Here is a 20,210-nt window from a genome sequence, read left to right on the forward strand (position 1 = left end):
CCGATCCTGAGGGAGCGACATGAGCAGCTATTTTGACGGCGGCGAAACGGATGTGATCATCATCGGCGGCGGCGCCACCGGCGCAGGCATTGCCCGCGACTGTGCGCGGCGCGGCCTGCGATGCATTTTGCTGGAGCGCCACGACATCGCCACCGGCGCCACCGGCCGCAACCACGGTTTATTGCACAGCGGCGCGCGCTATGCGGTGACCGACGGCGAGTCGGCGCGCGAGTGCATCGAAGAAAACCGCATCCTGAAACGCATCGCGCATCACTGTATCGAGCGCACCGACGGGCTGTTCATCACCTTGCCGCAAGACTCGCTGGACTATCAGCAGCAGTTTATCGCGGCCTGTCGCCAGGCCGATATCGACGCCGAAGCGATCGACCCGCAGCTGGCGCTGCGGCTGGAGCCGGCGGCTAACCCGGCGCTGATCGGCGCGGTGCGCGTACCGGACGGCACCGTCGATCCCTTCCGGCTGACCGCCGCCAACATGTTGGACGCGCGCGAGCACGGTGCGCAGATCCTGACCTACCACCAGGTGGTGGGATTGTTGCGCAGCGGCGATCGGGTAACGGGCGTGCGCGTTTACGACCATCAGAATCAGCGGCGCTATGAGCTGCACGCGTCTGTGGTGGTCAACGCCGCCGGTATCTGGGGCCAGCAGATCGCCGAATATGCCGATTTACGCATTCGCATGTTCCCGGCCAAGGGAACGCTGCTGATCCTCGGCCATCGCATCAACAACATGGTGATCAACCGCTGCCGCAAACCGGCGGACGCCGACATCCTGGTGCCGGGCGACACCATCTCGCTGATCGGCACCACCTCGACCCATATCGACTACGACCAAATTGACAACATGCTGGTGACCCCGCAGGAGGTGGACATTCTGATCCGCGAGGGGGCGCTGTTGGCGCCCACCCTGGCGCAGACCCGTATTCTGCGCGCCTATGCCGGGGTGCGGCCGCTGGTCGCCAGCGACGACGATCCCAGCGGGCGCAACGTCAGCCGCGGCATCGTGCTGCTCGATCACGCCGCCCGCGACGGGCTGGAAGGGTTTATCACCATCACCGGCGGCAAGCTGATGACCTACCGCCTGATGGCGGAGTGGGCCACCGACAAGGTGTGCGAAAAGCTTGGCGTAAACCGTCCGTGCACCACCGCGCAGGACGCGTTGCCCGGATCCCGCCAGTCGGCGGAGGAAACGGTGCGCAGCGTGGTTTCACTGCCCGCCAGCATCCGTGGTTCGGCGATTTACCGCCACGGCGATCGCGCCAGCCAGGTGCCGGCGGCCGATCGGCTCGACACCAGCCTGGTGTGCGAATGCGAGGCGGTGACCGCCGGGGAAGTGCGTTATGCGGTCAATTCGCTGACCGTCAATAACCTGGTGGATCTGCGCCGCCGCACCCGCGTCGGCATGGGCACCTGCCAGGGCGAACTCTGCGCCTGCCGCGCCGCCGGGCTGCTGACGCGCTTTAACGTCAGCACGCCGCAGCAATCCATCGCGCAGCTGTCGCAGTTCCTCAACGAACGCTGGAAAGGCGTACGGCCGATCGCCTGGGGCGATGCGCTGCGCGAGAGCGAATTTACCAGCTGGGTTTACCAGGGATTATGCGGGCTTGAAGCCCAGGCCGACCAGGAGCAGGAGGCAGATGATGCGATTTGACGTCGTGGTGATTGGCGGCGGTCTGGCGGGCCTGAGCTGCGCCATTGCCGTGGCCGAACAGGGCAAGCGCTGCGCGGTGGTCAGTTCTGGCCAGAGCGCGCTCTACTTCTCCTCCGGCTCGCTCGACCTGTTGGCGAGATTGCCGGACGGCACGCCGGTCGAGATGCCGCTGGCGGCGTTGCCGCAGCTGGCGCAGCAGGCGCCGCAGCATCCGTATGCCCTGATCGGGCCCGGCCGGGTGGCGGCGCTGTCCGCTGCCGCACAGCGGCTGCTGGCGCGCTGCGGGTTGAACCTGCAGGGGGAGGGAACCAATAACCATCTGCGCATTACGCCGCTGGGCACGCGCCGCGCCACCTGGCTCAGCCCGCAGGCGATCCCGACGCTGCCGCTGACCGGCCAACTGCCGTGGCGGCGCATCGCGGTGATCGGCATCGAAGGGTTCCTCGACTTCCAGCCGCAGATGGCCGCCGATTCCCTGAGCCGCGAGCTCGGCGTGCAGACGGACGTGGCCTATCTGCACATGCCGGCGCTGGACAGATTGCGCAATAACCCCAGTGAGTTCCGCGCGGTGAACATCGCCCGGGTACTGGATTTGATGGAAAGCCTGCCGCCGATGGCCGAAGAGCTGCGGCGGCTGGCGGGCGAGGCCGAGGCGCTCTTCCTGCCGGCCTGTCTGGGCCTGGAGGACGATGCGTCGCTGGCGGTGTTGCAGGATGCGGTCGGCAAACCGATCCGACTGCTGCCGACGTTGCCGCCTTCGGTGCCCGGCATGCGCTTGCATCAGGCGCTGCGGCGGCGTTTTCAGCAGCTGGGCGGCATTTTCATGCCCGGCGACAGCGTGCTGCGCGCCGAGAGCGAGGCCGGCCGCATCATCGGTTTGTACACCCGCAACCACGGCGATATTCCGCTGCGAGCGCAGCAGGTGGTGCTGGCCAGCGGCAGCTTCTTCAGCAATGGGCTGGTGGCCGATTTCGACCGGGTGCGTGAGCCGATCTTTGGGCTGGACGTACACAGCCGGGCGGATCGCGCCGACTGGAGCCGACGCGAGCTGTTCGCGCCGCAGCCTTACCTGCAGTTCGGCGTGCGTACCGACGGCAGGCTGCGGGCGATGAAGCAGGGAGTGCCGTTCGACAACCTGTACGCCATCGGCGCGGTCGCCGGTGGCTACGATCCGCTGCAGCAGGGCTGCGGCGCCGGCGTGTCATTGATCGGCGCGCTGCACGTCGCGCAGCAGATCGCCGCGGAGGAGAACGTATGAGCCTGCATCGGGACCACAGCTTTGAAAGCTGCATCAAATGCACCGTCTGCACCACTTACTGCCCGGTCGCCAAAGTGAACCCGCTCTACCCGGGGCCGAAACAGGCGGGGCCGGACGGCGAGCGGCTGCGGCTGAAAGACCCGGCGCTGTACGACGAAGCGCTGAAATACTGCACCAACTGCAAACGTTGTGAAGTGGCCTGCCCGTCCGACGTCAAAATCGGCGACATTATTCAACGCGCCCGCGCCGACTTCGCCCAGAGCAAGCCGACGCTGCGCGATGCCATACTCAGCCATACCGATATCATGGGATCGCTGTCGACGCCGTTTGCGCCGATCGTCAACGCCGCCACCGGGTTGAAACCGGTGCGCAAGCTGCTGGACAAGGCGCTGAAGATCGATCACCGTCGTGAGCTGCCGAAATATTCCTTCGGCACCTTCCGCCGCTGGTACCGGCAACAGGCGCAGGCTCAGCAGCGTTACGCTGAGCAGGTGGCATTCTTCCACGGTTGCTTCGTCAACTATAACCACCCGCAGCTGGGCAAGGATTTGGTCCGGGTGTTCAACGCGCTGGATATCGGCGTGCAGCTGCTGAAACGCGAGAAATGCTGCGGCGTGCCGCTGATCGCCAACGGGTTTATCGAGCAGGCTAAAAAGCAGGCCAGGGTCAATGCCGAATCGCTGCAGGAAACGGTGCTGGAGCGCGGCATTCCGGTGGTGGCGACCTCATCGAGCTGCACCTTCACCCTGCGTGACGAATACCCTCATCTGCTGGACGTAGACACCACTGCGGTGCGCGATCGGGTGGAGCTGGCGACGCGCTATCTCTATCGCCTGATCAATCAGGGGCGCAGCCTGCCGCTCAAGCGCACGCCGCTGCGGGTGGCTTATCACACGCCTTGCCATATGGAGAAGATGGGCTGGACCGCCTACACCCTGGAGCTGCTGCGGCAGATACCGGGGCTGGAGCTGGTGGTACTGGATTCGCAGTGCTGCGGCATCGCCGGCACCTACGGGTTCAAATCGGAGAACTACGCCACGTCGCAAGGCATTGGCGCGCCGCTGTTCCGGCAGATAGAAGAGAGCGGGGTGGATCTGGTGGTGACCGACTGCGAAACCTGCAAATGGCAGATAGAAATGTCCACCAGCAAGCGCTGCGAACATCCGATCACCCTGCTGGCGCAGGCGCTGGTATAAAAACGAAAGGGCCGGCAAACCGGCCCTCTGTGGGATTACTGCTTCAGCTTCAGAGTGGAGATGATGCCTTCGGCTTCGGTCTGCGCCTGCTGCTGATTGTCTGCCGGCAGCGTTACCTGGATGGTCAGCATGTTGTTGTTCAGCGAACCTATCAGGACGGAAGAATAAGCCTTTTCACCGCCGCTGGTGATGATGCTGTCCAGCTGACGCAGCGGCACGCCGTTGACGTCGAGCGCCTTGTTGGTGATCACCTGCAGGTTGGCGTCACGCGCGCGCTGGGTATTCTCCAGGCGCTTGGCCAGGGTCTCCAGGCTGTCGGCGGTCTTGTCGCCCAAGATGACGATCACCGCGCGCTGGCCGGTGCTGTCTGCGTAAACATGCATGTTGTTGGCCTGGTTGCCCAACTTGCCGCTCTGATCCGCCATGCCGACCGGCAGGGTGAACGCCAGTTTACCGTCCAGCAGGCTTACCTGCTGCCCGGCCAGCGCGCTGGCCGCCGCGCCGTCTGGCGCTGCCTTGGTGTCTTTGGTGTTGCCGTCGCAGGCCGCGAGGCCAAGCGCCAGCAGGCTGATACCCATCAATTTCGCTACTTTACGCATCGGGCTTCCTTCTTCCTTTCCGGTAGGGATTCACTGTCGTATCGCAACCTATTCCAGGTTGAAATGCAAGGCAGATGTTGTCACAAGTTTTTTTCCAGTAATAGCCGATAATCAGCCACTTCGCCTTTCTTTTCCAGTTGAACAATCTGATAGTGGTGGGTGAGCAGCATCGTCAGCATGGCGCGGAACCGGTTACGGGTTTTGACCGTCAGTTGGCGATAGCCCTGCGCCCGAGCCCAGCGTTCCTGTTCGGCCAACAAGGCCTGCGCCACGCCGTGGCGACGGAATGCCGGCAGCACGCCACCCAGCCAGCTGTAAAACACCGTTTCCTGCCGTTGATAACCGAGTTTGAAACCGGCCGGCTGCCCGTCTATCTCGGCGATCAACAGGCTGGCGGGGGCGGTGCCGATGCGCTGCTGCAGATCGGCCAGGCTATGCAGGCCGCCGAATTCGGGGATGCGTTGATAAAGGCGGTGGATTTCTTCGAGCGTGGCGGTGCGGACGATTGGGGTCATGAGCGGCCTCCAAGGATAAGGCCGCCCAGAATAGCATGGCTCAGCTCGGCTGCAGGCTGCCGCTGCGCGCCGCGATGCGTTTGAGCAACATGTTCAGCAACACGCCGTACATCGGCAAGAAGAACAGCAGGCAGATCATCACCTTGAAGCTGTAATCCACCAGCGCAATCTCCACCCAGTTGTTGGCCATGAAGGGATCGCTGCTCTTGTAGAAGGCGATGAAGAAGAACGCCAGCGTATCGCTGATGTTGCCGAGGAACATCGCCGCCGCCGGCGCCACCCACCAGGCGCTGCGTTGGCGCAGACGGTTAAAGACGTGTACGTCGAGGATCTGGCCGAGCACATAGGCCATAAAGCTGGCCACGGCGATGCGCGCCACGAACAGGTTAAAACTGCTCAGCGCCGCGAAGCCCTGCCATTCTCCCTGATAGGTGACGGTGGAGACCACATAAGAGATGAACAGCGCCGGCACCATCACCGCCAGGATAATACGTCGCGCCAGCGGCGCGCCGAAGATGCGCACGGTCAGATCGGTCGCCAGGAAGATAAACGGGAAGGTAAAGGCGCCCCAGGTGGTATGGAAGCCTAAAACGGTGATCGGCAGCTGCACCAGGTAGTTGCTGGAGGTAATGATGGCGATATGAAACAGCGAAAGCCAGACCAACGCCGTGAAGCGCTGCTGTGCGGTAAACGAATACATGTTGTAGCCTTTTTAGCAGTGGGGTGAGGGAACCCAGTGTGTCTTGTCAAAACAGCAAAAAACGCTGCGCGGCGGCATGATACGCGTTTGCGCAACCAATGCAATGGTTAAATTTAACGCAAACGTTAACGCATCTTGCGCAGAAAAACTACCGGCGTAAACTAGGCGCTAATGAGATGCGGCGAGCGTTCGCCGATCGTTTTGAACGAGAAAAATTGCATGACTGACTTATTTGCCCAGGCAGACCAGACGCTCGACGCGCTGGGGCTGCGTTGCCCAGAACCGGTGATGATGGTGCGTAAAACCGTGCGCCATATGGACAACGGCGAAACGCTGCTGATTATTGCCGACGATCCGGCTACCACCCGCGATATCCCGGGGTTCTGCCGCTTTATGGAGCATACGCTGGTGGCGCAGGAGACCGAGCAGGCGCCATACCGTTATCTGCTGCGTAAAGGCGTATAACGGCGGCGCGGCCGAGTTAAAAGTTCCTTCCCCCAAATGACAACGGGCGCGGTATGCCGCGCCCGTGTTTGTTTCAGAGCTTAGCTGCGCTTTCTCAACAGCCGCAGCGCGTTGGCGGTGACCAGCGCGGTGGCGCCGGAGTCGGCCAGCACCGCCAGCCACAGCCCGGTTAACCCCAGCAGGCTGGTGATCAGAAAGACCCCTTTCAACCCCAACGCGATGGTGATGTTTTGCCGGATATTGGCGTGGGTGGCGCGCGAGATGCGGATCATTTCCGCGACGCCCACCAGTCGGTTGTGGGTCAGGGCGGCGTCGGCGGTCTCCAGCGCCACGTCGGTGCCGCTGCCCATGGCGATGCCGATGTTGGAGGCCTTCATCGCCGGGGCGTCGTTGATGCCGTCGCCGATCATCGCCGTCGGGCGCAGTTCGCTCAGTTCGGTGACCGCGCTGACCTTATCTTCCGGCAACAGACCGGCACGATAGTCGAGGCCCAGCTCGCCGGCGATCGCCGCGGCGGCGCGCGGGTTATCCCCGGTCAGCATCACGCCGCGAATACCCAACGCGTTCAGTTCGGCTATCGCCTGTTTGGCGTCGCTGCGTAGCGTATCACGCAGCGCCAGCAAGCCGATGGGCGCGCCGTCTTCCAGCACCACCACCGCCGTTTTACCGGCGTTTTCCAGCTTGTCTACCTGGCTCTGCCATTGTGTGGCGAGCAGGCCCGGCGCCAGCTTGCCCGGCGCACTGATCAGCACGGTCTTGCCGTCCACGATCCCTTCCACACCGACGCCGGCCAGCGCGCGGCGCGCCTGCGCCAGCGGCAGCTCAGCCCCGCTTGCGGCGGCGCGGTTGATGATCGCTTGCGCCAGCGGGTGATGTGAACCGGCCTCTACCGCGGCGGCAAGCTGCAACAGCCGTTGTTCGGTCAGCGCGCCGATGGGCAGCACGTCGGTGACCGTCGGCTTGCCTTCGGTCAGGGTGCCGGTTTTATCGAAGGCGATGGTTTGAATCTGGCCCAGTTGCTCCAGCGCCGCGCCGCCTTTAATCAGCGCGCCGCGCCGCGTGGCGGCCGCCAGCCCGGATGTGATGGCCGCCGGCGTCGAGATCACCAGCGCGCATGGACAGCCGATCAGCAGCAGCGTCAGGCCGCGATAGATCCAGGTCTCCCACGGCTGCGAGAACAGCAGTGGCGGTACCAGGATCACCGCGACGGCCAGCAGCATGATGGCTGGGGTGTAATAGCGGCTGAAGCGATCGAGGAAGCGTTCGATCGGCGCGCGGCGTTCTTCGGCCTCTTCAATCAGCTGCAAAATGCGGTCGATGGCATTTTTGCCGGGCTCGGAAATCACCTTCATCTGTGCCGCCTGATCGACGGACAGGCTGCCGGCGGCCACTTTTTCCCCTTGTTGACGCTCGACCGGCACCGATTCGCCGGTCAGGGCGCTTTCGTCAAAGCTGGCGAACGGATTGAGCAGCTCGGCGTCGGCCGGCAGGCGCCCGCCGGGCGCGATTTCAATCACATCGCCAGGGCGCAGGCTGGCGACCGGCACGCGTTTGCGTTCCGTGCCTTGCAGCAGCAGCGCATCTTCCGGCACCAGCTCCATCAGCGCCTTCACCCCGCGACGCGCACGGTTGGCGGCGTAGGATTCCAGCAGCTCGCCGACCATAAACAGCAGCAGCACCATCGCCGCCTCGGCGGTGGCGCCAATAAACAGCGCGCCGATGGCCGCCACGCTCATCAACGTTTCGATGGCGAACGGCGTGCCGGAGCGAATCAGACGTAGCGCCTTGGCGGCGACCGGCGCCAACCCGACCAGCGTGGTGGCGATAAAGGCGATGCGACCCAGCTCCGGGTTAATCCGATCCAGCACCCAGCTGACCACCATCAGGGTAGTTAACAACAGCAGCGGCGCAAATTCGCCGAAGCGCGAGGCTTTTGGCGCGGCATCTTTGGCGGTCTGAGTGCCGAGCAGGGTAAAACCGGCCTGGGCGACCGCGTCCTGGATCCGCAGGCTGAGATCGGACTGTGCGTCGACCACCAGTTTTTCAGTGGCGAACAATACGCGTGCGCTGTCAACGCCGGGGAGCGCGGTGACGGCATTTTCGATTTTCTTGGCGCAGCTGGGGCAGTCCATACCGGTGACTTTCCAGCTGAAACGTTGGCTGCCGGAAGGGGGAGCGGCGGCCAGCCTGTCGCTTTCCTCGTCCGGATCGTCGGGCGCGGTGGCGCAGCAGCCGCTATCGCCATGATCGTGATGATGGTGGGCGTGTTCGGCCTGTACGGCTGCGCTTTTCGGCTCGCTGCTGCAGCCATGCTGCGTTTTGCTGTGGCTGTGGTTGCAGCCGCACCCGCCTTCGGCGTGGTGATGTTCCTGATGATTATGGTTTTGCTGATTGTGCATAACGTCCCCCTTCGGGCTGTTAAACGGGTTTGCTCAGCTGACTCTACACCCTGGAGTCCACTCCAGAGTCAAGCGCCGGATGAGAATTATTGCTAACGGCGTTCGGGCGTAGAAAAGGGGGATTCATTCAATAATGAATAATGCGAATTTAAATATATCGGCTTTTCTTATCCCCTATTTGGGCGAAAAGGCTCGCTGCCGTTAGTTTAAATAAGAAAATAATATTCCTATAGAAACTAAAAAATCGCCTGACCTAATAATAAAGAGTTATTAATCTATAACGCTTTAGCAAAATTTACCTTTTCCCCTGAGTAAAGCCAGCATGATTCGCTTGACTCTGCAGGCCGCGTTGCTATTGAAGTTTGGTGCCAACTTATCCTCATCAAGTTTCGTTTGCTTTGTAAAGAAGCCTAAAAAGCAGCATAACAAACTTTCGTTGCGATAATAAATGGTTGATTATTTTATGTGCAGTTTTACGGTCCTGCCTATAATTGGAATCGATTACCATTTTTAATGGTGATCTTATTTGCTGATATATATGCATTAATTCTACCTAACACACTGCCGGTAACGGCGCATAAGCCCCTTCCAGCAAGCTTGAGGTTCATTAACCGTGGCTTACGGGGAGGTTATGTCTATCTGTCTGATTGATATCAATCAGGTAATGAGTGGAATCGAACCAATGCAATCTACTAAAAAGGCAATTGAAATTACTGAATCCAGCCTCGCGGCCGCCACAACCGGTTACGATGCTGTAGACGACCTGCTGCATTATCATGAGCGGGGTAACGGGATTCAGATTAATGGCAAGGATTCATTTTCTAACGAGCAAGCTGGGCTGTTTATTACCCGCGAGAACCAAACCTGGAACGGTTACAAGGTATTTGGCCAGCCGATCAAATTAACCTTCTCCTTCCCGGATTATAAGTTCTCTTCCACTAACGTCGCCGGCGACACCGGGCTGAGCAAGTTCAGCGCGGAACAGCAGCAGCAGGCTAAGCTGTCGCTGCAGTCCTGGGCCGACGTCGCCAATATCACCTTCACCGAAGTGGCGGCCGGACAAAAGGCCAATATCACCTTCGGCAACTACAGCCAGGATCGCCCCGGCCACTATGATTACGGCACCCAGGCCTACGCCTTCCTGCCGAACACCATTTGGCAGGGCCAGGATCTGGGGGGCCAGACCTGGTACAACGTCAATCAGTCCAACGTCAAGCATCCGGCGACCGAAGACTACGGCCGCCAGACGTTCACCCATGAAATTGGCCATGCACTGGGTCTGAGCCATCCGGGCGATTACAACGCCGGTGAAGGCAACCCGACCTACCGCGACGTCACTTACGCGGAAGATACTCGTCAGTTCAGCCTGATGAGCTACTGGAGTGAAACCAATACCGGTGGCGACAACGGCGGTCATTACGCCGCGGCTCCGCTGCTGGATGACATTGCCGCCATTCAGCACCTGTATGGCGCCAACCTGTCGACCCGCACCGGCGACACCGTGTACGGCTTTAACTCCAACACCGGTCGTGACTTCCTCAGCACCACCAGCAACTCGCAAAAAGTGATCTTTGCGGCCTGGGATGCGGGCGGCAACGATACCTTCGACTTCTCCGGTTACACCGCTAACCAACGCATCAACCTGAACGAGAAGTCGTTCTCCGACGTGGGCGGCCTGAAGGGCAACGTGTCGATCGCCGCCGGTGTGACCATTGAGAACGCCATTGGCGGTTCCGGCAACGACGTGATCGTCGGCAACGCGGCCAATAACGTGCTGAAAGGCGGCGCGGGTAACGACGTGCTGTTCGGCGGCGGCGGGGCGGATGAGCTGTGGGGTGGTGCCGGTAAAGACATCTTTGTGTTCTCTGCCGCCAGCGATTCCGCACCGGGCGCTTCAGACTGGATCCGCGACTTCCAGAAAGGGATCGACAAGATTGATCTGTCGTTCTTCAACAAAGAGGCGCAGAGCAGCGACTTCATTCACTTCGTCGATCACTTCAGCGGCGCGGCCGGTGAAGCGCTGCTGAGCTACAACGCGTCCAACAACGTGACCGATTTGTCGGTGAACATCGGGGGGCATCAGGCGCCGGACTTCCTGGTGAAAATCGTCGGTCAGGTAGACGTCGCCACTGACTTTATCGTGTAACGCAGCAACGGAGCGCCCGGCGCAGTCTCGGCCGGGCGTGATGTGGGAGCCGGTATGAAAGGTACTTTAACGCGCGCCGCCCTGGCGGCGGGAGGCATGATGGTGACGAGTGCGGTGATGGCCGGCAGTCTGGCGCTGCCGACCGCGCAGTCGCTGGCGGGGCAATGGCAGGTAGCCGACAGCGAAAGGCAATGCCAAATCGAGTTTCTGGCCAATGAGCAAAGCGAGACCAACGGCTACCAGCTGGTGGATCGGCAGCGTTGTCTGCAAAGCGTATTTGCGGCCGAGGTGGTGGGCTGGCGCCCGGCGCCGGACGGCATCGCCCTGCTGCAGGCGGATGGCAGCACGCTGGCGTTCTTCTCGCGCGACGGCGATCTGTACCGCAATCAGCTGGGTGCGGGTGATGCCCTGACGTTGAAAGCGCTGGCTTGATGAAGAAACGGGTTCGGCGCGCCGAACCCGCGGCAGGTCTCTACAGGTAGAGCGAACGCACGATCAGGAAGTGGCCGGAAAAGTAACAGAAAGCCACGATGGCGTCCGCCGCGCGGAAGGTGAAGCGGTAGCGGTTGAGCAGCCAAACCACGTTGGCCAGCAGCAGCAGCGAGGTGCCGGCCAGCAGCGAGAAGCCGAAATCGGTGCTGCGCAGGAAATATTGTTCGCCTGCCAGCCAGACCATCAGCAGCGTCATCGCCACGTAGGTGACGATTGGCCAGCGCATCTCTTCCAGCCGGGTCCAAAGGGTGGCCAGCAGCAATGCACCGATCGCCAGCAGCGCCAGCGGCAGCGGCCAGAACAGACTGAACGTCATCTGGCTGGCGAAACTCAGGGTGTACAGCAAGTGGGACAGGAAAAAGGCGCCGATGGCGTACAGCACCCGCTCGCGCGGCAGCAGGAGCAGCGCATCGCCGATCAGCGTCGCCAGCAGGCCGAGTACGATCAGATAACCCGCCGCGCTGAGCACCGGCGCCTGCCAGGCAAGCAGCAACAGCAGCAACAGCGTGACGGGTTTGAACACCCAACGCTGCCAGCGCGGCCCGCGGTAAGAGGCGTCGACGAACAGCCAACCGGAAAAGAATACGGCAAGGAACGGCCAACTCATTGATGTCATCCTTATGTAGGAGGGAGCCGCAACCACCGGCTCCAAACTGTCACCCATGTCACTTCTTATTTCAGTGTAGGTAGCCTGCCGACGATCGACAATGCTTTCTTGAGAATGCTATGTTTACGCCGATTTGGCCGTGAAGGAAATGGGAAACCGATGAGTAAGCCACCGTTATTTTTTGTCGCCGTCATTGCGTTGATCGCCGTGCTGGCCACGCAACGCTACTTCAAACAGCGCCAGCAGGAGGCGGAAAACGATCGTGCGCCGATGCGCAGTCTGCAGGTGACGGTGAGCGACAAGCGGAGCTTCCCGGTCGCCAAGACCCGTGCGCCGCAGCGCGAGCCGTTGGTCAACGAGCCGATGTATTACGAGGTGGTGTTCAGCCCGAACCAGGGCGGTGAAGACATTACGCTGCGGCTGAAGCAATGGCAGTACAACCCGATAGAAAAAGGCGCGCACGGCACGTTAAACATGCAGGGCACGCGCTTCGTCTCGTTCACCGTTCAGCCGTAGCGGTCACTTTTTCTTGATGGGCGGCTGTTTCTTTTGCCAGGCCAGCAGCTCAAACACGCCAAAGATAAAGATCTTGGCCTCTTGCCAGTAGCTGATCGGCTGATCCTTCGGCTGGGTGGATTTCAACAGCACCAGCTGCAGGCCGTGCATCACCACCATAAAAAACAGCGCCACGTCGATGAAATACTTCAGCGGCTTGGGAAACGGATGGAACAGGTTAGAGAGCAGGAAGCCCCATACGCACAGCATCAGCAGGCGGCCCAGATTAATCAGCATGGTCGGTTTTCTCTTGCGAACGAAGATAAAGGCGATAAGCCACCTGACCGGCGACCTTCTCCCGGTGCAACTGCCAGCTGGCAGGCACGTCCGCCGCGGCGCTTTCCGCCTCGGCTTCTACATAGATCCATGCCTCGTCGGCCAGCCAGCCACGCTGCTCCAGCAACAAGACGGTCTCCGCCAGCAGGCCTTTGCGAAACGGCGGATCGAGGAACACCACGTCAAACGGTTGACCGTCGCCCGCCAGCCAGCTCAGCGCGTTGGTGTTGATAACCACCCCTTTGCCCTGCAGCAGCGCCAGATTTTTTTCCAGTTGCTGAGCCACCGGCCGTTCGAATTCCAGCAGCGTGGCGCTGCCGGCATAGCGCGATAGCGCTTCCAGCCCTAGTGCGCCACTGCCGGCGAAGCAGTCCAGGCAGCGCGCGCCCTGAATCACCGGCGCCAGCCAGTTGAACAGGGTTTCACGCACCCGATCGGTGGTGGGGCGCAGCCCCGGGCTGTTTGGCACCGGGAGTTTGCGGCCGCGCCATTGGCCGCCGATGATGCGGATCTGTCCGGCTGCGGCCTGGGGCGGCTTTTTGGCCGCGGCCCGTGGCGAGAGTCTTGTCATAAGCGTTGTTTGATTTCTTTTGCGGCGCGGGGCCGCAGAGGTTAACGAAAAGTTGTCCCTATTCTACCGGTGACGGGCGTCGGGGGGAACGGTAAAACGTTGTTGTCTGATTTCACACCGGAAAGCATGCCGGATGCGTGTTGCTGCGCGAGGGAAAGTGATAGACTCGGCGGATTATTGTCAGCATATATCCTTCAGGTATGTAGGGTAAGCGAGCCTTCGGTACGGAGTAGAGTCATAACATGGCAAAAGATAAGAAACGTGGGTTTTTCTCCTGGCTGGGCTTTGGCCAGAAGGAAAAGGAAGAAGAGCAACAGCAACCTGAGCAGCCGGTAGAGCAGGCGGAACCTCAGGCCGCGGAGACGCCGGCTGAACCTGCCGCCGCCAAGCTGGATGACAAGCTCCCCGCCCAGGAATCTGAACCTGCCGCCTCCGTCGACACCCCGGGGGAGTGGGATAACGGTCAGGCCGGCGAGCAAATCGCGGAAAACCTGCCGGCGGCGGCTGAACATCCGGCGGCGCCGCAAGCGTTGGCTGAAGAGATCGTCAGCGTCACCGAGCAAGTGGTGGCGCAGCAGCAACCGGTGGTTGAACCTGAGCCGGTCGTCCAACCTGAGCCGGTCGTCGAACCTGAGCCGGTCGTCGAGCCTGAGCCGGTCGTCGAACCTGAGCCGGTCGTCGAGCCTGAGCCGGTCGTCGAGCCTGAGCCGGTCGTCGAGCCTGAGCCGGTCGTCGAACCTGAGCCAGTGGTTGAACCCGAGCCAGTGGTTGAACCCGAGCCAGTGGTTGAGCCCGAGCCAGTGGTTGAGCCCGAGCCGGTGGTTGAACCCGAGCCAATCGTCGAACCTGAGCCGGTCGTTGAACCCGAGCCAATCGTCGAACCTGAACCGGAGCCGGAAGAAGCGCCGCTTGAACCTGTGGTGCCCGCCGCTGCGCAAGAGCAGGAACGCCCGACCAAAGAAGGCTTCTTCGCTCGCCTGAAACGCAGCCTGCAGAAGACCAAGCAAAATCTCGGTTCCGGCTTTATGGGGCTGTTCCGCGGTAAAAAGATCGACGACGACCTGTTCGACGAGCTGGAAGAACAGCTACTGATCGCCGACGTCGGCGTGGAGACCACGCGCAAGATCATCACCTCCCTGACTCAGCACGCCAGCCGTAAGCAGCTGAAAGACGCTGAAGCGCTGTACGGCAAGCTGAAGGAGGAAATGTCCGAAATTCTGGCCAAGGTCGATCAGCCGCTGGATGTCAGCGGGAAAACCCCGTATGTCATCCTGATGGTCGGCGTGAACGGCGTGGGTAAAACCACCACCATCGGCAAGCTGGCGCGTCAGTTCCAGGCGGAAGGCAAGTCGGTGATGCTGGCGGCGGGGGATACCTTCCGCGCCGCCGCGGTGGAGCAGCTGCAGGTGTGGGGCGAACGCAACCGCATTCCGGTGGTGGCGCAGCATACCGGCGCGGATTCCGCTTCGGTGATCTTCGATGCGGTGCAGGCCGCCAAGGCGCGCGGCATCGATGTGTTGATCGCCGATACCGCCGGCCGTCTGCAGAATAAATCGCACCTGATGGAAGAGCTGAAGAAGATCGTCCGCGTCATGAAAAAACTGGACGACCAGGCCCCCCATGAGGTTATGCTGACGCTCGATGCCAGCACCGGCCAGAATGCGGTCAGTCAGGCGAAATTATTTAATGAGGCCGTGGGCTTAACCGGCATCACGCTGACTAAACTGGACGGTACCGCCAAGGGCGGGGTGATCTTCGCCATCGCCGATCAGTTCGGTATCCCGATCCGCTATATCGGCGTCGGGGAAGGCATCGAAGATTTGCGGCCGTTTAAGGCTGACGATTTTATTGAGGCACTTTTTGCCCGAGAGGATTAATACGGATGATTCGCTTTGAACAGGTCAGTAAAGCTTATCTGGGCGGACGGCAAGCGCTGCAGGGGGTTGATTTCCATCTGCGCCCGGCGGAAATGGCGTTTCTGACCGGCCATTCCGGCGCGGGGAAAAGTACCCTGCTGAAACTGATTTGCGGTATCGAACGGCCCAGCGCCGGCCACATCTGGTTTGGCGGGCACGACATCAGCCGTTTGAAAAACCGCGAGGTGCCGTTCCTGCGTCGGCAGATCGGCATGATCTTCCAGGATCACCACCTGCTGCTGGATCGCACGGTGTATGACAACGTGGCGATGCCGCTGATCATCGCCGGCGCCAGCACCGAAGATATCCGCCGCCGCGTTTCCGCCGCGTTGGACAAAGTCGGTTTGCTGGATAAAGCGAAAAACTTCCCGATTCAGCTGTCCGGCGGTGAGCAGCAGCGCGTGGGCATCGCCCGTGCGGTGGTGAACAAGCCGGCGGTGCTGCTGGCGGATGAACCGACCGGTAACCTGGATGATGCGCTGTCGGAAGGCATTCTGCGCCTGTTTGAAGAATTCAACCGCGTCGGCGTGACCGTACTGATGGCGACGCACGACACCGGGCTTATCGCCCGTCGCAATTACCGCATCCTGACGCTGAGCCAGGGCCGCATGCAGGGGGGCGCTCACCATGGCCAATAACGCAAAAACCGCCAAGAGCAAGGCGCTGCGCGGCGGCTGGCGCGAACAGTGGCGTTATGCCTGGATGAACGCCATCAAAGACATGCTGCGCCAGCCGTTGGCGACGCTGCTGACGGTGATGGTGATCGCCATTTCCCTGACGCTGCCGAGCGTGTGCTACATCGTGTGGAAAAACGTCAGCACCGCGGCCAGCCAGTGGTACCCGACGCCGCAACTGACGGTCTACCTGGATAAATCGCTCGATGACGACGCGGCGCTGAAAGTGCTCGACGCCATCAAGGCGGAAGCCGGCGTGGAGAAGGTGAACTACCTGTCGCGTGAAGAAGCGCGCGGCGAGTTCCGTAACTGGTCGGGCTTTGGCGGCGCGCTGGACATGCTGGAAGAGAACCCGTTGCCGGCGGTGGCGATCGTCACGCCGAAGATGAGCTTCCAGAGTTCGGACACCCTCAACACCCTGCGCGATCGCGTAGCGGCGGTGCAGGGCGTGGAAGAAGTGCGTATGGATGACAGCTGGTTTGCCCGCCTGGCGGCGCTGACCGGGCTGGCGGGCCAGATCGCGGCGATCATCGGCGTGCTGATGATCGTGGCAGTGTTCCTGGTGATCGGCAACAGCGTGCGTCTGAGCATCTTCAGCCGTCGCGACACCATCAACGTGATGAAGCTGATCGGCGCCACCGACGGCTTTATTCTGCGGCCGTTCCTCAACGGCGGGGCGATGCTGGGCTTTGCCGGTGCGCTGCTGTCGCTGGTGCTCTCCGGCGCGCTGGTGTGGCAGCTGGAGTCGGTGGTCGTCGGGGTCGCCAAGGTATTCGGCACCACCTTCACCCTGCACGGGCTGGGCTGGGATGAGGCGCTGTTGCTGCTGATCATCTCCGCGATGATCGGCTGGATCGCCGCCTGGCTGGCGACGGTGCAACATTTACGCCGATTTACACCACAGTAAGATTTTTTTGGTATACTCTTCTCCTGCTGCTTTTGATCGCGTTGCGGGAGAAGAGTGACCTCAAGCGAAGTCAGCACCACCCCTCTCTTCTTAGCGCACAAATTCCCTATCGGCCTTCACCCTCGTCACGTATTGTCAGCGACAATGCTTGCAAAAAAGGGTGAACTTTTAGGGCGGAGTACGGTCAAAAATTGCAGCAAATGTTAAGGTGCCCGGCGTGTGGAACCGCTTTTGCTTCAGCAACTGCCGTAGAATCAATCATTTCCCCGCTGTAATAATCACCTGCATGATTTTGTATTCTCATAGAGAGGGTTTGAATGACCAAAGAAATGCAAACTTTAGCCTTAGTACCCCAAGGTAGCTTGGAAGCCTATATCCGGGCAGCCAACGCCTATCCGATGCTGACGGCAGAGGAAGAGCGGGAGCTGGCTGAACGGCTGCATTATCAGGGCGATCTGGATGCCGCTAAGCAGCTCATCCTGTCTCACCTGCGCTTTGTCGCTCATATTGCCCGCAACTATTCAGGCTATGGTCTGCCGCAGGCGGATCTGATTCAGGAAGGCAATATCGGCCTGATGAAAGCCGTTCGCCGCTTCAACCCTGAAGTCGGCGTGCGTCTGGTTTCCTTTGCGGTGCATTGGATTAAGGCGGAAATCCACGAGTACGTATTGCGCAACTGGCGCATCGTGAAAGTGGCGACCACCAAAGCGCAGCGCAAGCTGTTCTTTAACCTGCGCAAAACCAAACAGCGTTTGGGCTGGTTCAACCAGGACGAAGTGGAACTGGTGGCCCGCGAGCTGGGCGTAACCAGCAAAGACGTGCGCGAGATGGAATCTCGCATGGCGGCGCAGGACATGACGTTCGATCCGACTCCGGACGACGAGGCCCGCGATGGCCAGTCGATGGCGCCGGTGCTGTACCTGCAGGACAAAAGCTCGGACTTCGCCGAAGGCATCGAGGAAGATAACTGGGAAAGCAACGCCGCAGACAAACTGGCCTATGCGCTGGAAGGTCTGGACGAGCGCAGCCAGCATATCATCCGCGCCCGTTGGCTGGATGATGACAACAAATCGACGCTGCAGGAGCTGGCCGATCAGTACGGCGTTTCCGCCGAACGCGTGCGTCAGCTGGAAAAGAACGCCATGAAGAAACTCAAAATGGCGATCGAAGCCTGAGTCGATGCGAGATTCAATAAAAAAAGCCCGGCAAGCCGGGCTTTTTAGTGCCTGAAATTCGGCGTTATGGCGCCACGGCGGTGAAGTCCGGCGCCGGGCAGTCGTAGCCGAATTTCGCCGCCCACGGATAACGGGTGCCGGTGTTGATATAGCGCTGATAAAGCGCACGGCCGGATTTGGCATCACGCTTGATAACCCAGCTGGCAGCGTTACATAGCACGGCGGCATAGGCCTGGCTCTTCGGCGGCAGCAGATCGGCCGCCTGTTGCGCCAGCCCCACTGCTTGCCAGCGATAGTGCAGGAAACGGTTGTCTTCCTCCGGTAGCGCCGCCTTGGCGCGCGCCGCTTCTGCGCTGTCGATCCAGCTTTTATGCTTCAGCTCGCGAGTATCGAACGCATCCCCCAGATAGGAATAGCCGGCGCCATAGATGGCGTAATCCGGCGTCATCTCATACCCGGTAAACTCCAGCCCCTGGGCGCGCAGCAGGTTGGCGGCGCGATAGTAAGCCTGCGCGCGCGTCAGCGGCGCGGCGGATTTGTCCTTGGCGGCCTTCAGTTCGTCGGCGAACTGCTGCGCCGCTTGCCGGTAGTTGGGGATATCGAAATAGGCCAGCGCTTCCGGCGCTCGTCCGGCGCGCATCAGCCGCCGCGCCAGCAGTTCGCGCAGCTGCACTTCCGGCGTGATCTGCTGGCCGCCGTAGTCGTCCGGATTAACCGGCTTGAGCGGCGTCGTCGGCGCCGGGGCGTGCTTATCGACAAAACCTTTCAACTCATCGACGGTCAGCACCCGCTCCGCCACGTCGGCCACGTCGGCCCAGTAGAGCGCTTTGCCGCGATACAGCAGGTCCATCGCCTGCAGATAGTCGCCGCGGTTCAGCGCCAGGATGGCCTGTTCGCCGGCCACCCGGCACTCGGGCACGATGGTTTCTGCGACGAAGTCGGCGTTGCGTTGTTCACCCCAGCTTTCGTCGGTGGGGAACGCGCTTGCCGCCTTGGCGTAGGCGGCAGTGGCGGCTTTCACGTCGCCGTCGCGCAGCGCCATTTTCGCGCGCAGCCACCACGCCAGGCCGCTGTCGCCGGCGTTTTTCAGCAGGCTCGCCGCCATCGGGTACTGCCCCGAACGGTAAGCCAACGCCGCCAGCCGATCGCTGCCGGCGAAGCCGCTTTTCACTGAGCCGTCCAGCAGCGTCAGGATCTGGCTGATGATCTGGGCGGAGCGGCCGTTGCCGTCGGTATCTGCCATTTGCAGGTTGCCGCTGCGCGCGAACAGCTCAATGGTCACCAACTGCTGGATCAACGGATCGCCGATAATCTGTTTCAGCGTGTCCAAATGGTCGGGGTTGACCAGGAGGCTGGAGACGTACTGCAGCGACTGCCCGCCGCTCGGATCGCCCTGCGCCGCCTGTTGCGCATAGAGGTGGGCGGCGGGGGCGACGTCACCCAGCCACAGGTGGATGCGCGCCTGCTGCCCAAGGCTGCTCAGCGCCAACTGATCGGGATCGGCGGCGCCGCTTTTCACCCGGTCGATCACCTGCTGGAATGCCGTCAGCGCCTGTTCAAGTTCGGCTTTAGGCGGATGCTCGGCGGCGGGAACCGCTTCACCGGATTCATTCACCGGTGTACCGTGGTCAGCCATCAGGACGCGGCCAAGCGAATACTGCGCCCGCAGTCCCCAGTCGCTCTGCTCGGCGGCCGGTAGCTTCAGCACCTGCTGGAAATAGTCTGTGGCGCGCGGATCGTGGCTGGCGAAAGCGACGGCGCCCAGTTGATAGAGACGCGCGGCGTTGGACAACCCCTGCGTATTGACGGCGTCAGCCTCTTCCACCGTTTTGGCGGCGCGCATTTTACCGATCGCGATCGTTTCCGGCGATTGCGGCATCGGTTTCGGCGGCATCGGCGGCGGCGGGGCTTGCCAGTGCGGCAACTGTTTATCCATCGGCACCAGCCGGCCGGCTTCGAAGGCGAAATTGCCCTCCGGCATATACAGTAGGGTACCGTTGCGGTCGATCAGCAGCCGGTTAGGAAAATCCGGGCCGCAGGCATAGCCGCTCAGCGGCAGTGCGGCGCCGATCAGCATGGCCAGCGGAAGA

General features: G+C 61.3%; 19 protein-coding genes. 11 read left to right on the forward strand and 8 right to left on the reverse strand.

Annotated elements, in window-relative coordinates:
- The first annotated feature begins 19 nt into the window (after positions 1–19).
- From glpA to glpC, 3 genes are read left to right on the forward strand one after another with little or no spacing between them, the layout of a single operon-like run.
- Positions 20–1,669: an anaerobic glycerol-3-phosphate dehydrogenase subunit A gene (glpA, locus tag ACJ8HA_RS15950; protein WP_442515397.1), complete on the forward strand. Its 1,650-nt coding sequence runs from the start codon at positions 20–22 to the stop codon at positions 1,667–1,669.
- Complete coding sequence (gene glpB / locus ACJ8HA_RS15955) at positions 1,659–2,927, forward strand: glycerol-3-phosphate dehydrogenase subunit GlpB (RefSeq protein ID WP_197832522.1); 1,269 nt, start codon at positions 1,659–1,661, stop codon at positions 2,925–2,927. Before glpA ends, glpB begins: the two co-directional genes overlap by 11 nt.
- Complete coding sequence (gene glpC, locus ACJ8HA_RS15960) at positions 2,924–4,123, forward strand: anaerobic glycerol-3-phosphate dehydrogenase subunit GlpC (protein ID WP_043142203.1); 1,200 nt, start codon at positions 2,924–2,926, stop codon at positions 4,121–4,123. The genes glpB and glpC overlap by 4 nt, the downstream gene beginning before the upstream one ends.
- A 35-nt stretch (positions 4,124–4,158) precedes the next feature.
- On the opposite strand, the gene ACJ8HA_RS15965 is transcribed toward glpC, so the two are convergent.
- The 3 genes from ACJ8HA_RS15965 to ACJ8HA_RS15975 form a co-directional block, all read right to left on the reverse strand.
- Positions 4,159–4,722 (reverse strand): DcrB family lipoprotein, encoded by a 564-nt coding sequence (locus tag ACJ8HA_RS15965; protein ID WP_442515398.1) that lies wholly within the window; start codon positions 4,720–4,722, stop codon positions 4,159–4,161.
- Between the two features lie 80 nt (positions 4,723–4,802).
- Positions 4,803–5,237: a GNAT family N-acetyltransferase gene (locus ACJ8HA_RS15970; RefSeq protein WP_043142199.1), complete on the reverse strand. Its 435-nt coding sequence runs from the start codon at positions 5,235–5,237 to the stop codon at positions 4,803–4,805.
- Positions 5,238–5,277: 40 nt separating this feature from the next.
- Positions 5,278–5,937 carry a 7-cyano-7-deazaguanine/7-aminomethyl-7-deazaguanine transporter gene (locus ACJ8HA_RS15975; protein ID WP_197813051.1) on the reverse strand — a complete coding sequence of 220 codons (660 nt, stop codon included), beginning with the start codon at positions 5,935–5,937 and terminating at the stop codon, positions 5,278–5,280.
- 219 nt (positions 5,938–6,156) lie between these two features.
- Between ACJ8HA_RS15975 and tusA the strand changes: the two genes are divergently transcribed.
- Positions 6,157–6,402: a sulfurtransferase TusA gene (gene tusA / locus ACJ8HA_RS15980; protein WP_025304890.1), complete on the forward strand. Its 246-nt coding sequence runs from the start codon at positions 6,157–6,159 to the stop codon at positions 6,400–6,402.
- 80 nt (positions 6,403–6,482) lie between these two features.
- On the opposite strand, the gene ACJ8HA_RS15985 is transcribed toward tusA, so the two are convergent.
- Positions 6,483–8,801, reverse strand: coding sequence for a zinc/cadmium/mercury/lead-transporting ATPase (locus ACJ8HA_RS15985; RefSeq protein ID WP_193402743.1), 2,319 nt, complete (start codon positions 8,799–8,801; stop codon positions 6,483–6,485).
- Between the two features lie 682 nt (positions 8,802–9,483).
- On the opposite strand from ACJ8HA_RS15985, the gene ACJ8HA_RS15990 reads away from it, so the two are divergent.
- Both ACJ8HA_RS15990 and ACJ8HA_RS15995 read left to right on the forward strand, forming a co-directional pair.
- Positions 9,484–10,947, forward strand: a complete 1,464-nt coding sequence (locus ACJ8HA_RS15990; protein ID WP_025304892.1) for a serralysin family metalloprotease — start codon at positions 9,484–9,486, stop codon at positions 10,945–10,947.
- 54 nt (positions 10,948–11,001) lie between these two features.
- Complete coding sequence (locus ACJ8HA_RS15995) at positions 11,002–11,379, forward strand: AprI/Inh family metalloprotease inhibitor (RefSeq protein ID WP_025304893.1); 378 nt, start codon at positions 11,002–11,004, stop codon at positions 11,377–11,379.
- Positions 11,380–11,419: 40 nt separating this feature from the next.
- Here ACJ8HA_RS15995 and ACJ8HA_RS16000 read toward each other — a convergent pair whose 3' ends face one another.
- Positions 11,420–12,046, reverse strand: coding sequence for a lysoplasmalogenase (locus ACJ8HA_RS16000; RefSeq protein WP_025304894.1), 627 nt, complete (start codon positions 12,044–12,046; stop codon positions 11,420–11,422).
- Between the two features lie 159 nt (positions 12,047–12,205).
- On the opposite strand from ACJ8HA_RS16000, the gene ACJ8HA_RS16005 reads away from it, so the two are divergent.
- Positions 12,206–12,562, forward strand: a complete 357-nt coding sequence (locus ACJ8HA_RS16005; RefSeq protein ID WP_025304895.1) for a DUF2500 domain-containing protein — start codon at positions 12,206–12,208, stop codon at positions 12,560–12,562.
- 3 nt (positions 12,563–12,565) lie between these two features.
- Here the strand turns inward: ACJ8HA_RS16005 and ACJ8HA_RS16010 are convergent, their stop codons facing one another.
- A complete protein-coding gene (locus tag ACJ8HA_RS16010) occupies positions 12,566–12,838 on the reverse strand; it encodes a DUF1145 family protein (RefSeq protein WP_004934327.1) in 273 nt (90 codons plus the stop codon).
- On the reverse strand, positions 12,828–13,448 hold the full coding sequence (rsmD, locus tag ACJ8HA_RS16015) for a 16S rRNA (guanine(966)-N(2))-methyltransferase (RefSeq protein ID WP_042783457.1): 621 nt from the start codon (positions 13,446–13,448) through the stop codon (positions 12,828–12,830). Before rsmD ends, ACJ8HA_RS16010 begins: the two co-directional genes overlap by 11 nt.
- Positions 13,449–13,690: 242 nt before the next feature.
- Here rsmD and ftsY point away from each other — a divergent pair, with 242 nt between their 5' ends.
- The 4 genes from ftsY to rpoH all read left to right on the forward strand — a co-directional run bounded on the left by ftsY (position 13,691) and on the right by rpoH (position 18,120).
- Positions 13,691–15,325, forward strand: coding sequence for a signal recognition particle-docking protein FtsY (ftsY, locus tag ACJ8HA_RS16020; protein ID WP_421117570.1), 1,635 nt, complete (start codon positions 13,691–13,693; stop codon positions 15,323–15,325).
- A 5-nt stretch (positions 15,326–15,330) separates the two neighbouring features.
- Complete coding sequence (ftsE, locus tag ACJ8HA_RS16025) at positions 15,331–16,002, forward strand: cell division ATP-binding protein FtsE (RefSeq protein ID WP_004934337.1); 672 nt, start codon at positions 15,331–15,333, stop codon at positions 16,000–16,002.
- On the forward strand, positions 15,992–16,945 hold the full coding sequence (ftsX, locus tag ACJ8HA_RS16030; protein WP_025304898.1) for a permease-like cell division protein FtsX: 954 nt from the start codon (positions 15,992–15,994) through the stop codon (positions 16,943–16,945). The genes ftsE and ftsX overlap by 11 nt, the downstream gene beginning before the upstream one ends.
- A 317-nt stretch (positions 16,946–17,262) precedes the next feature.
- Positions 17,263–18,120, forward strand: a complete 858-nt coding sequence (rpoH, locus tag ACJ8HA_RS16035; protein WP_004934345.1) for an RNA polymerase sigma factor RpoH — start codon at positions 17,263–17,265, stop codon at positions 18,118–18,120.
- A 64-nt stretch (positions 18,121–18,184) separates the two neighbouring features.
- Here rpoH and ACJ8HA_RS16040 read toward each other — a convergent pair whose 3' ends face one another.
- Positions 18,185–20,197 carry a hypothetical protein gene (locus ACJ8HA_RS16040; RefSeq protein ID WP_405050767.1) on the reverse strand — a complete coding sequence of 671 codons (2,013 nt, stop codon included), beginning with the start codon at positions 20,195–20,197 and terminating at the stop codon, positions 18,185–18,187.
- Between the last annotated feature and the right edge of the window lie 13 nt (positions 20,198–20,210).

Origin of the sequence: Serratia sp. CY33802, from assembly GCF_052169095.1 — a bacterium.
Classification (GTDB): Bacteria; Pseudomonadota; Gammaproteobacteria; order Enterobacterales; family Enterobacteriaceae; genus Serratia; species Serratia bockelmannii.